General features: G+C 69.7%; 17 protein-coding genes. 14 read left to right on the forward strand and 3 right to left on the reverse strand.

From position 1 onward, the window contains the following. The first annotated feature begins 284 nt into the window (after positions 1 to 284). The 10 genes from ACWGJ2_RS33810 to ACWGJ2_RS33855 all read left to right on the forward strand — a co-directional run bounded on the left by ACWGJ2_RS33810 (position 285) and on the right by ACWGJ2_RS33855 (position 8,906). Positions 285 to 1,277, forward strand: a complete 993-nt coding sequence (locus ACWGJ2_RS33810) for a Rossmann-like and DUF2520 domain-containing protein (RefSeq protein ID WP_453350153.1) — start codon at positions 285 to 287, stop codon at positions 1,275 to 1,277. Then, on the forward strand, positions 1,274 to 2,242 hold the full coding sequence (gene panC, locus ACWGJ2_RS33815; protein ID WP_453350154.1) for a pantoate--beta-alanine ligase: 969 nt from the start codon (positions 1,274 to 1,276) through the stop codon (positions 2,240 to 2,242). Before ACWGJ2_RS33810 ends, panC begins: the two co-directional genes overlap by 4 nt. 46 nt (positions 2,243 to 2,288) lie before the next feature. After that, a complete protein-coding gene (locus ACWGJ2_RS33820) occupies positions 2,289 to 4,100 on the forward strand; it encodes an L-aspartate oxidase (RefSeq protein ID WP_453350155.1) in 1,812 nt (603 codons plus the stop codon). Then, positions 4,097 to 5,212 (forward strand): carboxylating nicotinate-nucleotide diphosphorylase, encoded by a 1,116-nt coding sequence (gene nadC / locus ACWGJ2_RS33825; protein WP_453350156.1) that lies wholly within the window; start codon positions 4,097 to 4,099, stop codon positions 5,210 to 5,212. Before ACWGJ2_RS33820 ends, nadC begins: the two co-directional genes overlap by 4 nt. Then, positions 5,212 to 6,009 carry a type III pantothenate kinase gene (locus tag ACWGJ2_RS33830; RefSeq protein ID WP_453350157.1) on the forward strand — a complete coding sequence of 266 codons (798 nt, stop codon included), beginning with the start codon at positions 5,212 to 5,214 and terminating at the stop codon, positions 6,007 to 6,009. Before nadC ends, ACWGJ2_RS33830 begins: the two co-directional genes overlap by 1 nt. A gap of 108 nt (positions 6,010 to 6,117) precedes the next feature. After that, positions 6,118 to 6,933, forward strand: a complete 816-nt coding sequence (locus ACWGJ2_RS33835; RefSeq protein WP_453350158.1) for a hypothetical protein — start codon at positions 6,118 to 6,120, stop codon at positions 6,931 to 6,933. 124 nt (positions 6,934 to 7,057) lie between these two features. Beyond that, a complete protein-coding gene (locus tag ACWGJ2_RS33840) occupies positions 7,058 to 7,228 on the forward strand; it encodes a hypothetical protein (RefSeq protein WP_453350159.1) in 171 nt (56 codons plus the stop codon). A gap of 167 nt (positions 7,229 to 7,395) precedes the next feature. Next, positions 7,396 to 7,806 carry a BlaI/MecI/CopY family transcriptional regulator gene (locus tag ACWGJ2_RS33845; protein ID WP_453350160.1) on the forward strand — a complete coding sequence of 137 codons (411 nt, stop codon included), beginning with the start codon at positions 7,396 to 7,398 and terminating at the stop codon, positions 7,804 to 7,806. Positions 7,807 to 7,815: 9 nt separating this feature from the next. Then, complete coding sequence (locus tag ACWGJ2_RS33850) at positions 7,816 to 8,409, forward strand: amino-acid N-acetyltransferase (protein ID WP_453350161.1); 594 nt, start codon at positions 7,816 to 7,818, stop codon at positions 8,407 to 8,409. A 158-nt stretch (positions 8,410 to 8,567) separates the two neighbouring features. Then, a complete protein-coding gene (locus tag ACWGJ2_RS33855; RefSeq protein ID WP_453350162.1) occupies positions 8,568 to 8,906 on the forward strand; it encodes a histone-like nucleoid-structuring protein Lsr2 in 339 nt (112 codons plus the stop codon). Here ACWGJ2_RS33855 and ACWGJ2_RS33860 read toward each other — a convergent pair. Further along, entirely contained in the window at positions 8,845 to 9,360 is a 516-nt protein-coding gene (locus ACWGJ2_RS33860; protein WP_453350163.1) for an SCO3374 family protein, read from the reverse strand. The genes ACWGJ2_RS33855 and ACWGJ2_RS33860 overlap by 62 nt on opposite strands. A gap of 482 nt (positions 9,361 to 9,842) precedes the next feature. Here ACWGJ2_RS33860 and ACWGJ2_RS33865 point away from each other — a divergent pair, with 482 nt between their 5' ends. Continuing rightward, positions 9,843 to 12,368, forward strand: a complete 2,526-nt coding sequence (locus tag ACWGJ2_RS33865; protein ID WP_453350164.1) for an ATP-dependent Clp protease ATP-binding subunit — start codon at positions 9,843 to 9,845, stop codon at positions 12,366 to 12,368. A gap of 107 nt (positions 12,369 to 12,475) precedes the next feature. Here the strand turns inward: ACWGJ2_RS33865 and ACWGJ2_RS33870 are convergent, their stop codons facing one another. Continuing rightward, positions 12,476 to 13,438: a zinc-binding dehydrogenase gene (locus ACWGJ2_RS33870; protein ID WP_453350165.1), complete on the reverse strand. Its 963-nt coding sequence runs from the start codon at positions 13,436 to 13,438 to the stop codon at positions 12,476 to 12,478. 202 nt (positions 13,439 to 13,640) lie between these two features. Here ACWGJ2_RS33870 and ACWGJ2_RS33875 point away from each other — a divergent pair, with 202 nt between their 5' ends. Beyond that, positions 13,641 to 13,826, forward strand: a complete 186-nt coding sequence (locus tag ACWGJ2_RS33875) for a hypothetical protein (protein ID WP_453350166.1) — start codon at positions 13,641 to 13,643, stop codon at positions 13,824 to 13,826. A gap of 180 nt (positions 13,827 to 14,006) precedes the next feature. Here the strand turns inward: ACWGJ2_RS33875 and ACWGJ2_RS33880 are convergent, their stop codons facing one another. Then, positions 14,007 to 16,130 carry a tetratricopeptide repeat protein gene (locus tag ACWGJ2_RS33880; protein ID WP_453350167.1) on the reverse strand — a complete coding sequence of 708 codons (2,124 nt, stop codon included), beginning with the start codon at positions 16,128 to 16,130 and terminating at the stop codon, positions 14,007 to 14,009. Positions 16,131 to 16,415: 285 nt separating this feature from the next. Between ACWGJ2_RS33880 and ACWGJ2_RS33885 the strand changes: the two genes are divergently transcribed. Both ACWGJ2_RS33885 and ACWGJ2_RS33890 read left to right on the forward strand, forming a co-directional pair. After that, positions 16,416 to 16,685, forward strand: coding sequence for a hypothetical protein (locus tag ACWGJ2_RS33885; protein WP_453350168.1), 270 nt, complete (start codon positions 16,416 to 16,418; stop codon positions 16,683 to 16,685). Beyond that, positions 16,678 to 17,292 (forward strand): DUF6879 family protein, encoded by a 615-nt coding sequence (locus ACWGJ2_RS33890; protein ID WP_453350169.1) that lies wholly within the window; start codon positions 16,678 to 16,680, stop codon positions 17,290 to 17,292. The genes ACWGJ2_RS33885 and ACWGJ2_RS33890 overlap by 8 nt, the downstream gene beginning before the upstream one ends. Positions 17,293 to 17,320: the final 28 nt, after the last annotated feature.

A 17,320-nucleotide genomic window follows, 5' to 3' on the forward strand; every position in this document is an offset into this window, starting at 1 on the left:
CAAATGTTGTGGGCAATCGTCCCGCAAGGCGGGACGGGTGGGCACAACCCGTGCCACCGGCCCGCACCACGCGAACGAACCCCCAAAGGGGCACCAGCCAAGGCGCACCCCTGCGAGAAACGGGCACCCCGTGTGGCCTTCACCCCGCACCCCGTGAGGGGGCACACCACGGTGAAGGGGCAACCCTGCGTTTCCTGGCGCAGCCCGCGAAGGGCTTAGCATGGCCGGGAGAGACGTCCGGTACCCGTCGTGGACCGGAACGGTAGACGGAAGGCCATCACTCCGTGAACGCACACGCACACCAATCAGCCCATGGCCCGGGCCACGGCCGCGCGGAGGACAGGCCCGCGCGCCTGGACGTCGGCGTCGTGGGAACCGGCCGCGTCGGCCCCGCCCTCGCCTCCGCGCTGCGCCTCGCGGGCCACCGCTCCGTCGCCGCGTCAGGCGTCTCGGACGCCTCACGCCGCCGCGCCGCGGCCCTCCTCCCCGGCGTCCCGCTGATGGATCCCACCGAGGTGCTGTCCCACGCGGACCTCGTCCTTCTGACGGTCCCGGACGACGCGCTCCCTGACCTGGTCACGGGCCTCGCCGACACGGGCGCGATCCGCGCAGGGCAGCTCATCGCGCACACGTCGGGCCGCTACGGCACCGGCGTCCTCGAACCCGCCCTGCGCGCGGGCGCGCTCCCGCTGGCGCTGCACCCGGTGATGACGTTCACGGGCACGCCCGTGGACGTCCAGCGGCTCGCGGGCTGTTCGTTCGGCGTGACCGCGCCGGAGGAGCTGCGGCTCGCCGCCGAGGCGCTGGTCATCGAGATGGGCGGCGAGCCCGAGTGGATCGCGGAGGAGGCGCGCCCCCTCTATCACGCGGCTCTCGCGATTGGCGCGAATCACCTGGTCACGCTTGTCGCGCAGTCGATGGAGCTGTTGCGCGCCTCGGGCGTCGAGGCCCCGGACCGGATGCTGGGCCCGCTGCTGGGCGCGGCGCTGGACAATTCGCTGCGGTCGGGCGACGCGGCGCTGACGGGCCCTGTCGCGCGCGGCGACGCGGGAACCGTCGCTGCGCACATCTCCGAGCTGCGGAAGCACGCGCCGCACGCGGTGTCGGGGTATGTGGCGATGGCCCGTACGACCGCGGACCGTGCCCTGACGCACGGCCTGCTCAAGCCGGGTCTCGCCGAGGATCTGCTCGACGTTCTCGCGGACGCCGACCCGGGTCCGGGCAACGGCAACGGCAACGGCGGCACCCCGGACGGCGACGAGGGAGGCCGTTCATGACCGCGGTCCCGGACCCGGCGCACCCCGTCACCAAGAGCGCCGTCACCCTCCTCCGTACCGCCGCCGAGCTCCGCGCCCTCTCCCGCCCCCCTGGCCACCGCCGTGGCGTCGTGATGACCATGGGCGCGCTCCACGACGGCCACGCGGAGCTGATACGCATGGCGCGCGCCCGCGTCGGCCCGGAGGGGCAGGTCGTGGTCACGGTCTTCGTGAACCCCCTCCAGTTCGGGCCCGGCGAGGATCTCGACCGGTATCCGCGCACGCTGGAGGCGGATCTGACCGTCGCGGAGAAGGCGGGCGCCGATCTCGTGCTCGCGCCTTCGGCCGAGGAGGTCTATCCGGGCGGCGAGCCGCAGGTACGGCTCTCGGCGGGCCCCATGGGCGGGCGGCTCGAAGGGGCCTCGCGCCCCGGTCACTTCGACGGCATGCTGACGGTCGTCGCCAAGCTGCTCCATCTCACCGCGCCCGACGTGTCGTTCTTCGGGCAGAAGGACGCGCAGCAGCTCGCGCTGATACGTCGCATGGTGCGTGACCTGAACTTCCCCGTGGAGATCGTCGGCGTTCCCACCGTGCGCGAGGCGGACGGGCTCGCGCTCTCCAGCCGGAACCGTTACCTCTCCCGGGCCGAGCGCGCCACGGCCCTCGCCCTCTCCCGCGCCCTCTTCGCGGCCCGCGAGGCCGCAAACCCGGACCCGGCCACGGATCCGGACCCCGACAAGGGCTCGGCCCCCACACAGGCGCCCCCCACCGCGTCCCGCGTGCGCGAAGCCGCCCGCGCCGTCCTCGCCGAAGCGGCCCGCCTCGACCCGCCCCTGGCGCTCGACTACGCGGCCCTCATCGATCCGGCGGACTTCACCGAGGTCCCCGACGACTTCGTGGGCGAGGCCGTGCTCGCGGTCGCGGCCCGCGTCGGCGGCACCCGTCTCATCGACAACCTCCCGCTCCGGCTCGGAGCGCCCCGATGACGACGGCGCCCGCGCCCCGCGCGAGACCGAGACCTGGAGCAGCCGCATGACCCGTCCTCCGCACGGCACGCACGGCACGCACGGCACAGCAGGCCCGCTCCTCGCGCCCCCTCCGGGGTGGCGGATCGAGGCGGACGTGGTGGTCGTCGGCTCCGGTGTCGCCGGGCTGACGGTGGCGCTGCGCTGCGCGGACGCCGGGCTGCGCACCGTCGTCGTCACCAAGGCGCGGCTCGACGACGGCTCCACCCGCTGGGCGCAGGGCGGCATCGCCGCGGCGCTCGGTGAGGGCGACAGCCCGGAGCAGCACCGCGAGGACACCCTCGTCGCGGGCGCGGGGCTGTGCGACGAGGAGGCCGTGCGCACCCTCGTCACCGAGGGGCCGGGCGCCGTGCGGCGGCTCATCGACGCGGGCGCCCGCTTCGACACCGACCCCGGCTCGGGGGACATCGAGCTGACCCGCGAGGGCGGCCACCATCGCCGCCGCATCGCGCACGCGGGCGGCGACGCGACGGGCGCGGAGATCTCGCGTGCGCTGGTGGCGGCCGTACGGGAGCGCAGCGCGCGCGGCACTGTCCGTACGGTCGAGAACGCGCTCGTCCTCGATCTCCTCAAGACTCCCGAGGGCGCCGCGGCCGGGGTCACCCTGCACGTCATGGGCGAGGGCCAGCACGACGGGGTCGGCGCGGTGCACGCGCCCGCCGTCGTGCTCGCGACGGGCGGCATGGGCCAGATCTTCTCCGCGACGACGAACCCGGCCGTCTCCACGGGCGACGGCGTCGCCCTCGCGCTGCGGGCCGGTGCCGAGGTCTCGGATCTGGAGTTCGTGCAGTTCCACCCCACCGTGCTGTATCTGGGCGCGGACGCGGAGGGCCAGCAGCCGCTGATCTCCGAGGCCGTGCGCGGCGAGGGCGCCCACCTCGTGGACGCGGACGGGGTGCGTTTCATGGCCGGTCAGCACGAGCTGGCCGAGCTGGCGCCGCGCGACATCGTCGCGAAGGGCATCATGCGCCGCGCCGCCGAGCAGGGCGCGACGCACATGTATCTGGACGGCCGCCACTTCGGCGCGGAGATGTGGGCGGCCCGCTTCCCGACGATCCTCGCCGCCTGCCGCGCGCACGGCATCGACCCGGTGACCGAGCCCGTACCCGTCGCCCCGGCGGCGCACTACGCGAGCGGCGGCGTCCGTACGGACCTGCGCGGGCGGACGACCGTTCCTGGGCTGTACGCGTGCGGCGAGGTCGCCTGTACGGGTGTGCACGGCGCCAACCGGCTCGCCTCCAACAGCCTGCTGGAGGGCCTGGTCTTCGCGGAGCGCATCGCGGACCACGTCGCCGAGCACGCCACGGAGCACCACGCGGACGGACCGGCCCCGGACGGCGGCGCGCCCCCCAGCACGCCCGCGCACCCCGTCACGCCCCTGCTGCCCGCCGAGGCGCGCCCTGCCATCCAGCGGCTGATGACGGAGGGCGCGGGCGTGCTGCGTTCGGCGCGCAGCCTCACCGAGGCCGCGGCCCGCCTCGAAGCGCTGCCCGCCGACTTCGCGCACAAGGCCGCCGAGCCCGGCGTCGAGACCTGGGAGAACGCCAACCTCCATCTCGTCGCCCGCGTTCTCGTCGCCGCCGCGCTCCGCCGTGCCGAGACGCGCGGCTGCCACTGGCGCGAGGACCACCCGGAGCGGAACGACGCGGACTGGGCCCGCCACCTCGTGGTCACCCATGGCCCCGATGCCCGTACTCTCGACGCTCCTGCTCCCGACGCTCCCACTCCCGACGCGCCTACTCTCGACGTCCGTACGACCGACACGACCGCCTTCCCGCCGACCGCCTTCCCGCCGGTCGTTACCAAGGAGAAACCGTGACCAGCCCCACCCCGGAATCGCCGGAGGAGCGTCGGCCCCAGCCCGTCGACGTGCCCCTGCTCCAGATCGGCGGCCCGTCGGCCGCGGCCACCGTGGGCGGCGGCTGCGGCGACGCCTGTGGCTGCGGTGCTGGTCACGATGACGAGGGCTTCGGTCTCGATCCGCTCGACTGCGGTCTGGACCCGGACCTGGCCGAGCTTCTCGCGGACGCGGGTCTGGACCCGGTGCAGGTCGAGGACGTCGCGCATGTGGCCATCGAGGAGGATCTGGACCACGGCGTGGACGTCACCACCGTGGCGACGATCCCCGAGGACGCCGTCGCCACCGGGGACTTCACCGCGCGGGAGGCGGGCACCGTGGCGGGGCTGCGGATCGCCGAGGCGGTGCTGTCGGTGGTGTGCACGGACGAGTTCGCGGTCGAGCGGCATGTCGAGGACGGCGACCGCGTCGAGGCGGGGGCCCGGCTGCTGACGGTCACCACCCGCACCCGCGACCTCCTCACCGCCGAGCGCAGCGCCCTCAACCTGCTCTGCCGCCTCTCCGGTATCGCGACGGCCACCAGCCGCTGGGCCGACGCGCTCGCCGGTACGGGCGCCGAGGTGCGCGACACCCGCAAGACGACGCCAGGCCTGCGCGCCCTGGAGAAGTACGCGGTGCGCTGCGGCGGCGGCGTCAACCACCGCTTCTCGCTCTCCGACGCCGCGCTGATCAAGGACAACCACGTGGTGGCGGCGGGCGGCGTCGCGGAGGCGTTCAAGGCCGTGCGGACCGAGTTCCCCGACGTGCCCATCGAGGTGGAGGTGGACAGGCTCGACCAGCTCGAACCTGTCCTCGCCGAGGGCGCGGACCTGGTGCTGCTCGACAACTTCTCGCCGGAGGAGACCGCGGCGGCCGTCCGGCTCGTCGCCGGCCGCGCCCGGCTGGAGTCCTCCGGCCGTCTGACGCTGGAAAACGCCGCCGAGTACGCGGCGGCTGGCGTCGACTATCTCGCGGTGGGCTCGCTCACCCACTCGTCGCCGATCCTCGACATCGGCCTCGACCTGCGCGAAGCGGCAGAGGCAGAGGCAGCGGCAGCCGACGACAGCGACGCCGCCGAGGAGGCCGACGCCTGATGCTGCTCACCATCGACGTGGGCAACACCCACACCGTGCTCGGCCTCTTCGACGGCGAGGACATCGTCGAGCACTGGCGCATCTCGACGGACGCCCGCCGCACCGCCGACGAGCTGGCCGTGCTGCTCCAGGGGCTGATGGGCATGCACCCGCTCCTGGGCGAGGAACTGGGCGACAACGTCGAGGGGATCGCGATCTGCTCGACCGTCCCGTCCGTCCTGCACGAGCTGCGCGAGGTCACCCGCCGCTACTACGGCGACATCCCCTCCGTGCTGGTCGAGCCCGGCGTCAAGACGGGCGTGCCGATCCTCATGGACAACCCGAAGGAGGTCGGCGCGGACCGCATCATCAACGCGCTGGCGGCCGTCGAGCTGTACGGCGGCCCCTGCGTCGTCGTCGACTTCGGCACGGCCACCACCTTCGACGCGGTCTCCGCGCGCGGCGAGTACGTCGGCGGCGTCATCGCCCCCGGCATCGAGATCTCCGTGGACGCGCTGGGCGTGCGCGGGGCCCAGCTCCGCAAGATCGAGCTGGCGCGCCCGCGCAGCGTCATCGGCAAGAACACGGTCGAGGCCATGCAGTCCGGCATCCTCTACGGCTTCGCCGGCCAGGTCGACGGGGTCGTGGAGCGCATGGCGCGCGAGCTGGGCGACGAGCCCGACGACGTCACCGTCATCGCCACGGGCGGCCTCGCGCCGATGGTGCTGGGGGAGTCCTCCGTCATCGACGAGCACGAGCCGTGGCTGACCCTGATCGGGCTGCGGCTCGTCTACGAGCGGAACGTGAGCAGGTCGTAGCGGCGGACGTTCGCCGCACCCGCCTGTTCCGACGGCGCGCCGACGCACGCCACGCCGTCGGAACAGGCGATAAGCACATTTAGCCGTTCTGCCCCGTATTGTCGCCGTATGCCCACGCCATACGGTTCACGAGGCGGCATGGCCTTCAGCGCGGACGAGCTGCGTGTGCTCCGAGGCGCCCTCGCCGCCGCCGTCCAGCCCTCCTCCCCGGCGACGGCGACGGCGCCGGGAGTCGTCCCGTCGCCCCCGTCGCCCGAGCGCGCGGCAGAGGTGCGCGAGTATCTGCGGCTCGCCGAGGCCGTGGACGAGACCGTCCGCGAGGGGAGCAGGCTGCGCACGTTCCTGCTCGCCGACCTCGCCCGCTACCGCGACGCGCTGCCAGGATCGGCCGCCGGGTATCTCGACCAGCTGGAGGACGCGCTCAGGGCGGGCTACCTCCCGCGCCCCGACGACCTCGTGGCGCTGCGCGCCCTCCGCACGGAGGCGGCGGGCGCCGCCGAGACGGACCGCCGCACGGCGCTGCTCCAGCGCTGCGAGCGGCTGGCCGAGCAGGCCGTACGGGCGCGGCTGATGGTCGTCCCGGGTGGCCGCACGGCGGGCTCGACGGGCGCGACGGAGCCCGCGCGGCCCGCGACGCCCGTGCCCGCCTCACAGGTGCCGCAGCCCGCCCGCTCCCGCGAGAACGACGGCGGCGCGGGCGGCGACGGGGAAGAGCCGGAGCGCGAGGAACCGAAGCGCGAGGAGCCGATGCGCGAGGAGCCGAAGCGTGGGGAGCCGCGTCAGGACCCGCCCGTGAGGCCGTCCACGCCGGGCACGGAGCCCTCGCGTCCGGGGCGCCCCCCGCGCCCCGTCCCCACCCCCGGCGAGGTCTTCCCGCCCCGTCGCCGCCCCTCGCCGCCGCCCGAGGAGGCGCTCTCGGCCTGACAGCCGGAACCGGGGCCAGGGGGGGCTGGGGGGCGCCGGAGAAGCCGGGAACAGGGCCTTACCGTCGGGCCCCGGAACGCGCCGCGTTAGGCTGGAGACCTGCCCACCGAGGAGGCCGACAGCCATGGACTACGTCGCCGCACTGACCCCGCCGATCGTGATGGCGGTGGCCTTCACAGCGCTGATCGTGATCATAGTCAAGAGCCAGGGTGGCGCGAACAAGGGCAAGGAGGACGCGGTCGTGGACGCCGCGCTCGCCCGTGCCGAGCGGTCGAAGCAGAAGAAGGACAACTGAGCCGGTCCGGCCGGTAGCGGGCCGAACCCGGAGCCGGATCCGGACTCGGGCCCGGCCCTGAGCGCGGGCGTGCGGAAGCGGTAAAGCCGCTCCGTGCGCCCTTTTGTTTGGCTCTGTGGAGATCAAAGGCGTCTCTGATTCGGGACATCTCCGACTATTATTCTCGGGTGCCTAGGCCATTGGGAGAGTTGGAAGACGCCGTGATGACGCGGGTATGGCAGTGGAACCGCCCCGTCACCGTGCGAGAAGTCCTCGAGGATCTACAGTCGGAACGCTCCATCGCCTACACCACAGTGATGACCGTAATGGACAACCTGCATCAGAAGGGCTGGCTGCGGAGGGAACAAGAAGGCCGCGCCTATCGATATGAGGCGGTGTCCACACGGCCCGCGTACTCCGCGGCTCTGATGAACGAGGCGTGGTCCTCCAGTGACAACCTGGCCGCGGCCCTCGTGGAGTTCATCGGGCGTATGACACCGGAACAGGCCGACGCGCTGAGGGATGCCTTGCGGGTCGTACAACTGAACGGCGTCCATCTCGACGCCCCCGGAGAGAAGCGCGCGCCGAAGGAGCGATAGCGTCCGTTCATGCCGCCAGAACAGCCGGAACAGCCGGAACAGCCGGAAGCGCCGGAAGTCTCGGAACAGCCGGAAGCACCGGAACGCGCGGAACCGCTCAGAGAAGTCACGGTTCGCCGCGCCCGCACCACGGATGTACGCGCCGTCCGCGCTCTCGTCGACGCCTACTCCCGCGACCGCATCCTCCTCGACAAAGCCACGGTGACGCTTTACGAGGACATCCAGGAGTTCTGGGTGGCGGAACGCGACCACGACGCCGAGGTCGTCGCCTGCGGCGCCCTGCACGTGATGTGGGAGGACCTCGCCGAGGTCAGGACGCTCGCGGTCGATCCGTCGCTCAAGGGCACCGGGGTGGGACATCTGCTCCTGGAGAAGCTCTTGCAGACGGCGCGGTGGCTCGGGGTACGGCGTATTTTCTGCCTCACCTTCGAAGTGGACTTCTTCGCGAAGCACGGCTTCACGGAGATCGGTGAGACGCCGGTGGACGGTGATGTCTACAGCGAGCTGCTGCGTTCCTATGACGAGGGCGTAGCAGAGTTCCTCGGTCTCGAACGAGTGAAGCCGAACACCTTGGGCAACAGCCGCATGCTGCTGCATCTCTGAGAGGCGAGCGGCGTGAGTCGCTATGTCCGAAAGATCCCGCCAATCCTCGTCGGGTCACGCGTCAAACTCCACAGAGGGTTTGTGTTTCTCAGAGAAAAGCGGTTTGCTTTCGTCGGCAGTATCAGTAATCGGTTATCGATGACGAATGGGAGTAGCCGGTGGCACAGAAGGTTCAGGTTCTTCTCGTTGACGACCTCGACGGCGGCGAAGCCGACGAGACCGTGACGTTCGCGCTCGACGGGAAGACCTACGAGATCGACCTCACCACCGCTAATGCGGACAAGCTCCGCGATGTGCTGGAGCCCTATGTGAAGAGCGGGCGCCGTACAGGCGGCCGTTCCGCGCGTGGAAAGGGCCGGGCTTCCGGCGGGGGCGGCAACAGCGGTCAGGACACCGCCAAGATCCGCGCCTGGGCCAAGGAGCAGGGTTACGAGGTCAATGACCGCGGCCGTGTTCCCGCCAATATCCGCGAGGCGTACGAGAAGGCCAACGGCTGATCTCGCCGGGCTTCCGTACGCGCGGTACCGCGGTACGCGTCAGCCGCGCGCGGTGGCATTCCGTCGCCGCCGCACTCACCAGCCGTACGAGATCCACGTGGTCCGCGCCCCGTCCCGGCTCGGGGGGCCGCAGCCAGATGGCGGCCTCCCGCGGGTCGAAGGGTGCGCGGGCGGACAGTTCCAGCTCGATCCCGCGCCACTCCAGCCACTCCAGCAGGCCCGGCAGCTCCTCGGCGCTGCCCTCGGGGACGAGGAGCTGGAGGCGTCGGCGCGCGGGATCGTGGGCGACGGGCCCCGTGTGCACCTCCGGGCGCCGCAGCAGCGCCAGACCGGCGTCCTCCGGCATCTCCAGCGCCTCCGCGCGCCCTCCGGGCCCGTCGGGCCCGCCGCCGCACCCGCCTCGCTCCCGCGCGGCGCACAGCGCCGCTCTGGGCCGGGGAATCATGAACGTCATGCCCGGAGCAACTGACGAACCCCGATCGGGTTACGTAGGGTTGACACTCGACCACGTATCGTGCTCAACGGGCCAAAGATGTGCGGCGCAAGGCTGTTCGCCATCAGCGGATGCGGTATGCCGGTAGCGGCGTGCTCGGCATGGAATGTCAGCCACAGGGGGTAAGAAGTCCCTAGTGGAACGGGGGTGTGGACGGTGATGTCAGCCAGTGACGGGCGTGTCGGCCAAAAGGCGTTCGCCGTCGGCGTAGTGAATCCGGGTGGATACGCCTGGCCTGCGGGAACATCGTCTCGCACCATCGGGTTGGAACTGTTGTCGGCTGTTCGGGGCACGCGAGTTGTCGGTGTGCGTCCCGTGCTTGCGGGGATGTTCCCTGGTGTCGGCAGTTGGAATGAGCGGTCCCCGCTTGCGGGACTAAGCTGCGGAAGGACAGAGAGGGGAGCGTCCCCTTACTGCCTGACCGCTCTGAGGAGCGATTAACGATGTTCGAGAGGTTCACCGACCGCGCGCGGCGGGTTGTCGTCCTGGCTCAGGAAGAAGCCCGGATGCTCAACCACAACTACATCGGCACCGAGCACATCCTTCTGGGCCTGATCCACGAAGGTGAGGGTGTCGCCGCTAAGGCACTGGAGAGCCTCGGGATTTCGCTCGAGGCGGTCCGCCAGCAGGTGGAGGAGATCATCGGCCAGGGGCAGCAGGCCCCCTCGGGCCACATCCCCTTCACTCCCCGTGCCAAGAAGGTCCTGGAGCTGTCGCTCCGCGAGGCCCTTCAGCTCGGCCACAACTACATCGGTACTGAGCACATCCTGCTCGGCCTGATCCGCGAGGGCGAGGGCGTCGCCGCCCAGGTCCTCGTGAAGCTGGGCGCCGATCTGAACCGGGTGCGGCAGCAGGTCATCCAGTTGCTCTCCGGTTACTCCGGCGGCAAGGAGGCGGCCACCGCGGGCGGCCCCGCCGAGGGCACGCCCTCGACGTCCCTTGTCCTGGACCAGTTCGGCCGCAACCTCACCCAGGCGGCGCGCGAATCCAAGCTCGACCCGGTCATCGGGCGCGAGAAGGAGATCGAGCGCGTCATGCAGGTGCTCTCGCGCCGCACGAAGAACAACCCGGTGCTCATCGGCGAGCCCGGCGTCGGCAAGACCGCCGTCGTGGAGGGCCTGGCCCAGGCGATCGTCAAGGGCGAGGTGCCCGAGACGCTCAAGGACAAGCACCTCTACACCCTGGACCTCGGCGCCCTGGTCGCCGGTTCGCGCTACCGCGGTGACTTCGAGGAGCGCCTGAAGAAGGTCCTCAAGGAGATCCGCACCCGCGGCGACATCATCCTGTTCATCGACGAGCTGCACACGCTCGTCGGCGCGGGTGCCGCGGAGGGCGCGATCGACGCCGCGAGCATCCTCAAGCCGATGCTGGCCCGGGGTGAACTCCAGACCATCGGTGCCACCACGCTGGACGAGTACCGCAAGCACCTGGAGAAGGACGCGGCCCTGGAGCGCCGTTTCCAGCCGATCCAGGTCGCGGAGCCGTCGCTGCCGCACACGATCGAGATCCTCAAGGGCCTGCGCGACCGCTATGAGGCGCACCACCGCGTCTCCATCACGGACGCGGCCCTGGTGGGCGCGGCGACGCTCGCCGACCGCTACATCTCGGACCGCTTCCTGCCGGACAAGGCGATCGACCTCATCGACGAGGCCGGGTCCCGGATGCGCATCCGCCGGATGACCGCGCCGCCGGACCTCCGCGAGTTCGACGAGAAGATCGCGAACGTCCGCCGGGACAAGGAGTCCGCGATCGACTCGCAGGACTTCGAGAAGGCCGCCTCCCTCCGTGACACGGAGAAGCAGCTCCTCGCCCAGAAGGCGAAGCGGGAGAAGGAGTGGAAGGCGGGCGACATGGACGTCGTCGCCGAGGTGGACGAAGAGCTGATCGCGGAGGTCCTGGCCACGGCCACCGGCATCCCGGTCTTCAAGCTCACCGAGGAGGAGTCCTCGCGGCTGCTGCGCATGGAGGACGAGCTGCACAAGCGCGTCATCGGCCAGGAGGACGCGATCAAGGCGCTCTCCCAGGCGATCCGGCGCACGCGTGCGGGCCTCAAGGACCCGAAGCGTCCGGGCGGTTCGTTCATCTTCGCCGGTCCGTCCGGTGTCGGTAAGACGGAGCTGTCCAAGACGCTCGCCGAGTTCCTCTTCGGCGACGAGGACGCGCTGATCTCGCTCGACATGTCGGAGTTCAGCGAGAAGCACACCGTCTCGCGGCTGTTCGGCTCGCCCCCCGGCTACGTCGGGTACGAAGAGGGCGGCCAGCTCACCGAGAAGGTGCGCCGCAAGCCGTTCTCCGTGGTCCTGTTCGACGAGGTCGAGAAGGCCCACCCGGACATCTTCAACTCCCTGTTGCAGATCCTGGAGGACGGTCGTCTGACCGACTCCCAGGGCCGGGAAGTGGACTTCAAGAACACGGTCATCATCATGACCACCAACCTCGGCACCCGTGACATCTCGAAGGGCTTCAACCTGGGCTTCGCGGGCCAGGGCGACGTCAAGACGGGCTACGAGCGGATGAAGAACAAGGTCAACGACGAGCTGAAGCAGCACTTCCGCCCGGAGTTCCTGAACCGTGTCGATGACACGGTGGTCTTCCACCAGCTCACGCAGGAAGACATCATCCGCATCGTGGACCTGATGATCGCCCAGGTGGACGAGCGCCTCAAGGACCGCGACATGGGCCTGGAGCTGAGCACGGACGCCAAGGAGCTGCTGGCCAAGAAGGGTTACGACCCGGTGATGGGCGCCCGGCCGCTGCGCCGGACGATCCAGCGCCAGATCGAGGACGAGCTGTCGGAGAAGATCCTCTTCGGCGAGCTGCGTCCGGGCCACATCGTGGTCGTGGACACCGAGGGCGAGGGTGAGGAGAAGAAGTTCACCTTCCGCGGCGAGGAGAAGTCCGCGCTGCCGGACGCCCCGCCGGTCGAGTCCACGGCGGGCGGCGGCCCGAACCTCTCGAAGGAAGCGTGACGCCGCGCGCTGAGCGGTGAACCGTATATGTGGGGCCGGCCCTTTCGGGGGCCGGCCCCACACGCGTGTGTCGGCGGCTTACGGGGCGCCGCCCGGGTCCCGCTTGGCTACGGGGTGAGGACGACGCGGCCGAAGACCTCGCTCGCGGCCATCTTCCGGTGGGCGAGGGCCGCCTCGTCCAGGGGCAGCACCTCGTGCACCACGGCGCGGAGTTCGCCCCGGCTCGCGGCGGCGAACTGTTCCCGTCGCACGGTGTGCTGAGCGGAACGGGGCACGGTGTCGGCGCTGAAGGTGGCGAAGGACAGCGACTTCCGGAACGCCGCTATCAGCTTTGTGCCGAAGTCCTCGGGCGGCGGGCCCCCGACCACGCCGACGGCAACCATCCGGCCGTTCGGGTTGAGCCTGTCCAGGAAGGAGGGCATGTCCGGTCCGGCGATGACGTCGATGATGACGTCGTAGCCCGTGGGCGCGCCCCCGTCACCCTCCCCTGAGCGGTCCAGCACATGCGTGGCGCCGAGTGAGCGCAGCAGCTCGCCGCGTTCCGCCGACGACGCCGTGACCGCCACCGCACCGGCGCCGCCGAGCGCCGCGAGCTGGACCGTCATGACCCCGAGGCTGCCCCCGGCGCCCCGCACGAGCACCGACTCGCCGGGGGCGAAGCGGGCGTGGGCGAGGCTGAAGTGGGCCACGACGCCGGAGGCGCCGAGGGTCACCGCGTCGGCGGAGGACAGGTCGGGGGCCAGCGGCACCACGTCCTCCACGGAGGCGACGGCCTGTTCGACGTACCCGCCGCCCAGACCGGTGAACGCCCACACGCGTCGGCCGACCCATGAGGCGTCGACGCCCTCGCCGACGGCGGTCACCGTGCCCGCCACCTCGCTGCCGGGGATGTGGCCCTCCCCGAAGCCGAAGGCGGCGACGGCACCGCTGCGGATCACGGCGTCGACGCCGCCGACGCCGATCGCCTGCGTGGCGATCAGGACCTGTCCGGCGGCGGGGGCCGGGTCGGGCAGGTCGGTGACGGCCATGCCGTCCGGGGGCCCGAACTTCTGGATGGTGATCGCCTTCAACGTCGTCTCCTTGTGCTGAGGGGTGTGGTGCGGGCAAGCGCGAAGCGCTGACGTTTTCGGACGCTAATGGGACCCGCCGTCCACCGCGGCGAAGTGAGAGCGACGGCCGACGGTTTGCCTCACACCGGACGCACCGGACGCACCGGATGCACGGGCGCGATGGGGGCGTCGTCCGCGCATCAACCGTTCAACCGATGCGCGCGTGCCCGCCGCCGCCGCCGAGAGCGGCTGGGTGATCGCCGGTGGCGAGAGCTACGCGAAGGGCGAGGCGTTCTGCGAACAGCAGGCCAGGGACGACTACTTCCCGAGTGGTTACACGGACGTGGACTGCGTGCCCAACCCCGAGATCCGGCCTGACTTCTACACCATCTGGATCTACCACCCGTGACCGCCGCCCGACAGCCCGGCAGCCTGGCCTGAGCCCGACCTGAGACGTGCGCCCGGACGCCCCGCGAGGGGCCCCGGGCGCACTGACGTGTGCGACCGGTCGGGGGAGAGCGGAACCGCCGGTTCCCTACCCCCGGCGCGGGACGCGCCCGAGCCCGGCGGGGAGCCGGCGCGCGGTCGGCTACGCCGTCGCCCTGAACTCTTCCAGCAGTTCGCGACTTGCGGCGGTGAAAGGGTGATCAACGCCCAGGCTCTGTTCTCGTCGTGCGACGACATCGACCATCGCATCGATCCCGGATGCGGTGTGGCCGAGGGCGAACTGAGTACGGGCGAAAAGCTGCTGGGCCGACAGCGCGAGGGGATAGTCCGCGCCAAAACGTTCCAGGTAAGTCCGGCAGACCAGTCGCATGGCCTCGTTCGCGGATTCGAGCCGCCCCAGCACATAAAGTGCCCAAGCGTGATTGTGCTGGGCGGCCAGGGTGACGGTGTGTTCCGGGCCGAGTTTCTGGACGCACTCCGAGGGCAATGCAAGCAGTGCGTCGTTGTCGTGGGCCAGTTCGGCCGCTGACAGCATGGTCAGCAGACTGGCCCGGGAGCGCAAGGTCAACGGGTGTGCTTCTCCCAGTGCTTCTCGGCGTCCCGCTACTACTGACCTCAGAAGAGCGAGTGCTTCCTCGCGCCTGCCGATGTTCGCGAGCACGAGCTGGAGCCCGTGTCTGGTATCCAGCGTGTCGGGGGAACCGTCGCCCAAAATGCGCTGCTGAGTGCGGTGCACATCGAGGAGAAGTCGCTCAGCCTCTGTATATCTGCCCAGCCGGAAAAGTGCTCGCCCCGCCCTTGACCGAGCCGCCAGAACGAGCCGATGTTCATCGCCGAGGACCTGTTTTGTGAGGTTTGCCGCCGCATCGGCCGTCTCCCAGGCGGACATATAGTCCCCGGTGCGGTGGAGGGCGATGGACAAGCGCTGGGCGACGGCCAGGGCGTCGGCAATAATCGGAGGCTGTCTGGCATGCCGCAGCAGAGCAAGTGCGTGAGGGGCGAGCAGGCGCAACTGCGGATCGTACGGGCCGGCATCGGGCAGGGAAGGGAAAGCCGAGTCGAGCAATTGAACTGCCGTCGAGTCGAGAGCCGGGAGCTTTTCTTCAGGCGTGGAAGCGGCCACGCTGTCGAGCAGTATGCCGTGGCTCTGCACACAGCGCACGCCGACATCGACTAATTCGGTGAGCGAGTGGTCCAACAGTGCTCGCAATGCTGTTTCGCATCGAGCGCGAGGCAGAACACCGCTGATTTCAGGGTGGTTCAACAGAGAAACTGGCAGAGGCTCGGGAGCGTAACGAGCCAGAAGTCTGAGAAGTGCGGAAGCCTCCGGAAGGCCACGGGCTTCGAAAGCATCCAGCGTCAGTTGCCAGGTTCGGCCGACCAAATGGCGGGGGTCCGCTTCGGACAAGACATCTGCTCCTTGATCTATGAGCTCGACCCGTTCGTCTTCGCCCAGGTGGTGCCCATATGTATCCATGGTCCAGGGATCGAGTACCTGGTGGGCCAGGAAACCACCGGCAAGGGTGAGCGCGAGGGGCAGCCGCCCCAGCCGGTCGGCGACGGCGGCGGCCTGCTCCGCGGTGCCGCTTTCCGGTGCCAGGTCGCGCAGCACCTGGGCGGCGTCGTCACGCGGTAGCACGCCGATGTGCTGCAACTCGGCGCCTGGCCACCAGCGGGCGGCTGCTCGACGGGTGGTGACCACGGTGGTACCCCGTGGACTGCTGCGCAGCCAGCTTCCTTCGCGCAGAATCTCGGGATCATCCGCGTTGTCGAGTACCAACAACCACGCCTCAGAAGAGCGGTCGAGACGGTCCCACACAAGGTCCGCCGCAGGTCGGAGCCCATTCCGGGCCGCCAACAGTTCGCCGTCGCGGGCACCTCGGTCAGCGGCGACGGCGAGCATCCCGGCACGCAGGCCCGCACGGTCGGCGGCATTCACCCACAGCCCGACCCGCCCACTCACCTCGGTGGCGAACTGGAACAGGGCACAGGCCACGGCTGTTTTGCCGCATCCACCCATGCCGTGGAGAACATAGACCTCACCGGCGCGCTCTCCGCCGACGCTCGCCCGCAAGCGCTCCAACACCTCGGCGCGGTCGCGCAGGACCGAGGGGGCCCGGCCGATCACCGGACGACGTACGGAGTCCGGACCGCTCGTCGGGGGTTCCTGGGCACCGTAATAATTGTTCTCGTTAATGTGCTGGTCGCCTGTGGACTGGTAGATGCGGCCACTGTCCTCAGCGCGTCCGTCAAAGTTATTGCTCATCGGAATGCACTGTTCCAGTGAGGCTCATTTGTGTCATTATCGGCACCATCGCAGGTGGGATGATCGTGTCGTGGTAATGAGGTAAAGATTGACGAACTTCCATCGCTACCATCCCTGAGTGGGCCCGACAAGGGGCTGTCTTCGGTCATCTTTCCCCTGGCATATGCCTGGTGACTGGAACTCGATGCCATCTCCAGTCGATCTCCTCTCGTTAGTTGTCGTCTCCTCTGGAAACGGGCACAATATCCGGGCGCGGTGAGTGGAACCAGCCGAGGGGAGAGATGCATGGCGAGACCGTGGGAAGCGGACCCTTCGACATCCTTCAAGAGGAGGCTTGGTAAATCCCCGAAAGAGTTAGGCAATACGACGGACACACCGGACTGCCCTGATATATGGGAACTCGGCAACGGCGATGTCGCCATCATCGGCAGGGATCTCACGGAGTCGCTCGGAAAATCGCTGCCTCCGGGGGTATCAGTTGGCGCCGATGAAAAGCTGGTGGTAATTCCCAGGAATATGATGGTCGCGGCGAAACCGGATATCCCCAGTGTTTGATTCCTTCTCGAAGGGTGCTTCCGAGCGTTTGATGCGTCCGGAGTACCATGCCGATTTCCGACGCTTCTACGAGAGCGGGATCCGGTTTCTCAACAAGCTTGAGCGCGGCCAGAACTTCAAGGAGCGAGGCTTCCCGAGCTGGGAGGCGTTCAGCGCCGGAAAATGGTCCCAGGCGCTGTCTCTCATCGAAGAGAAGCGTGAGGTCTACGCGAAGCAATTCCAGAAGGCGGCTCGGCTCGGTGTCAAGGAGCGTCGGCTGCGCGTCGTAGAGTTCCCCGTCACTCCCTATGTGCAGTGGGAACTGTTCGTTCTTCGTCTGCGTGTGGAGCTGGGTGACAATATCAAGGTCATCGATGCTCGTGAAATCTCAGACGTCGAAAAGAAGCGGCCCGTCCCTGAAGTGGTCATTCTCGGTGACGTGGTCATGTACGAAGTCGTATACGATGACGATGGAAATGCGGCGGGAGCCAACCGTTTCCGGGATCCTGCGCTGATCGAAGAAACATCGTCCGGGTTCAACGTTCTCTATGATCGCGCCGATCCGTTCTTCGACTTCTTCGACCGGAAGATCCTGCCGTTGGCGCCCCCAACTCCAGGCGCGCGCTAGGGCGTCCGCAACCTGCCGCGGAACCGGG

It is taken from the genome of Streptomyces sp. NPDC054796 (assembly GCF_053611545.1).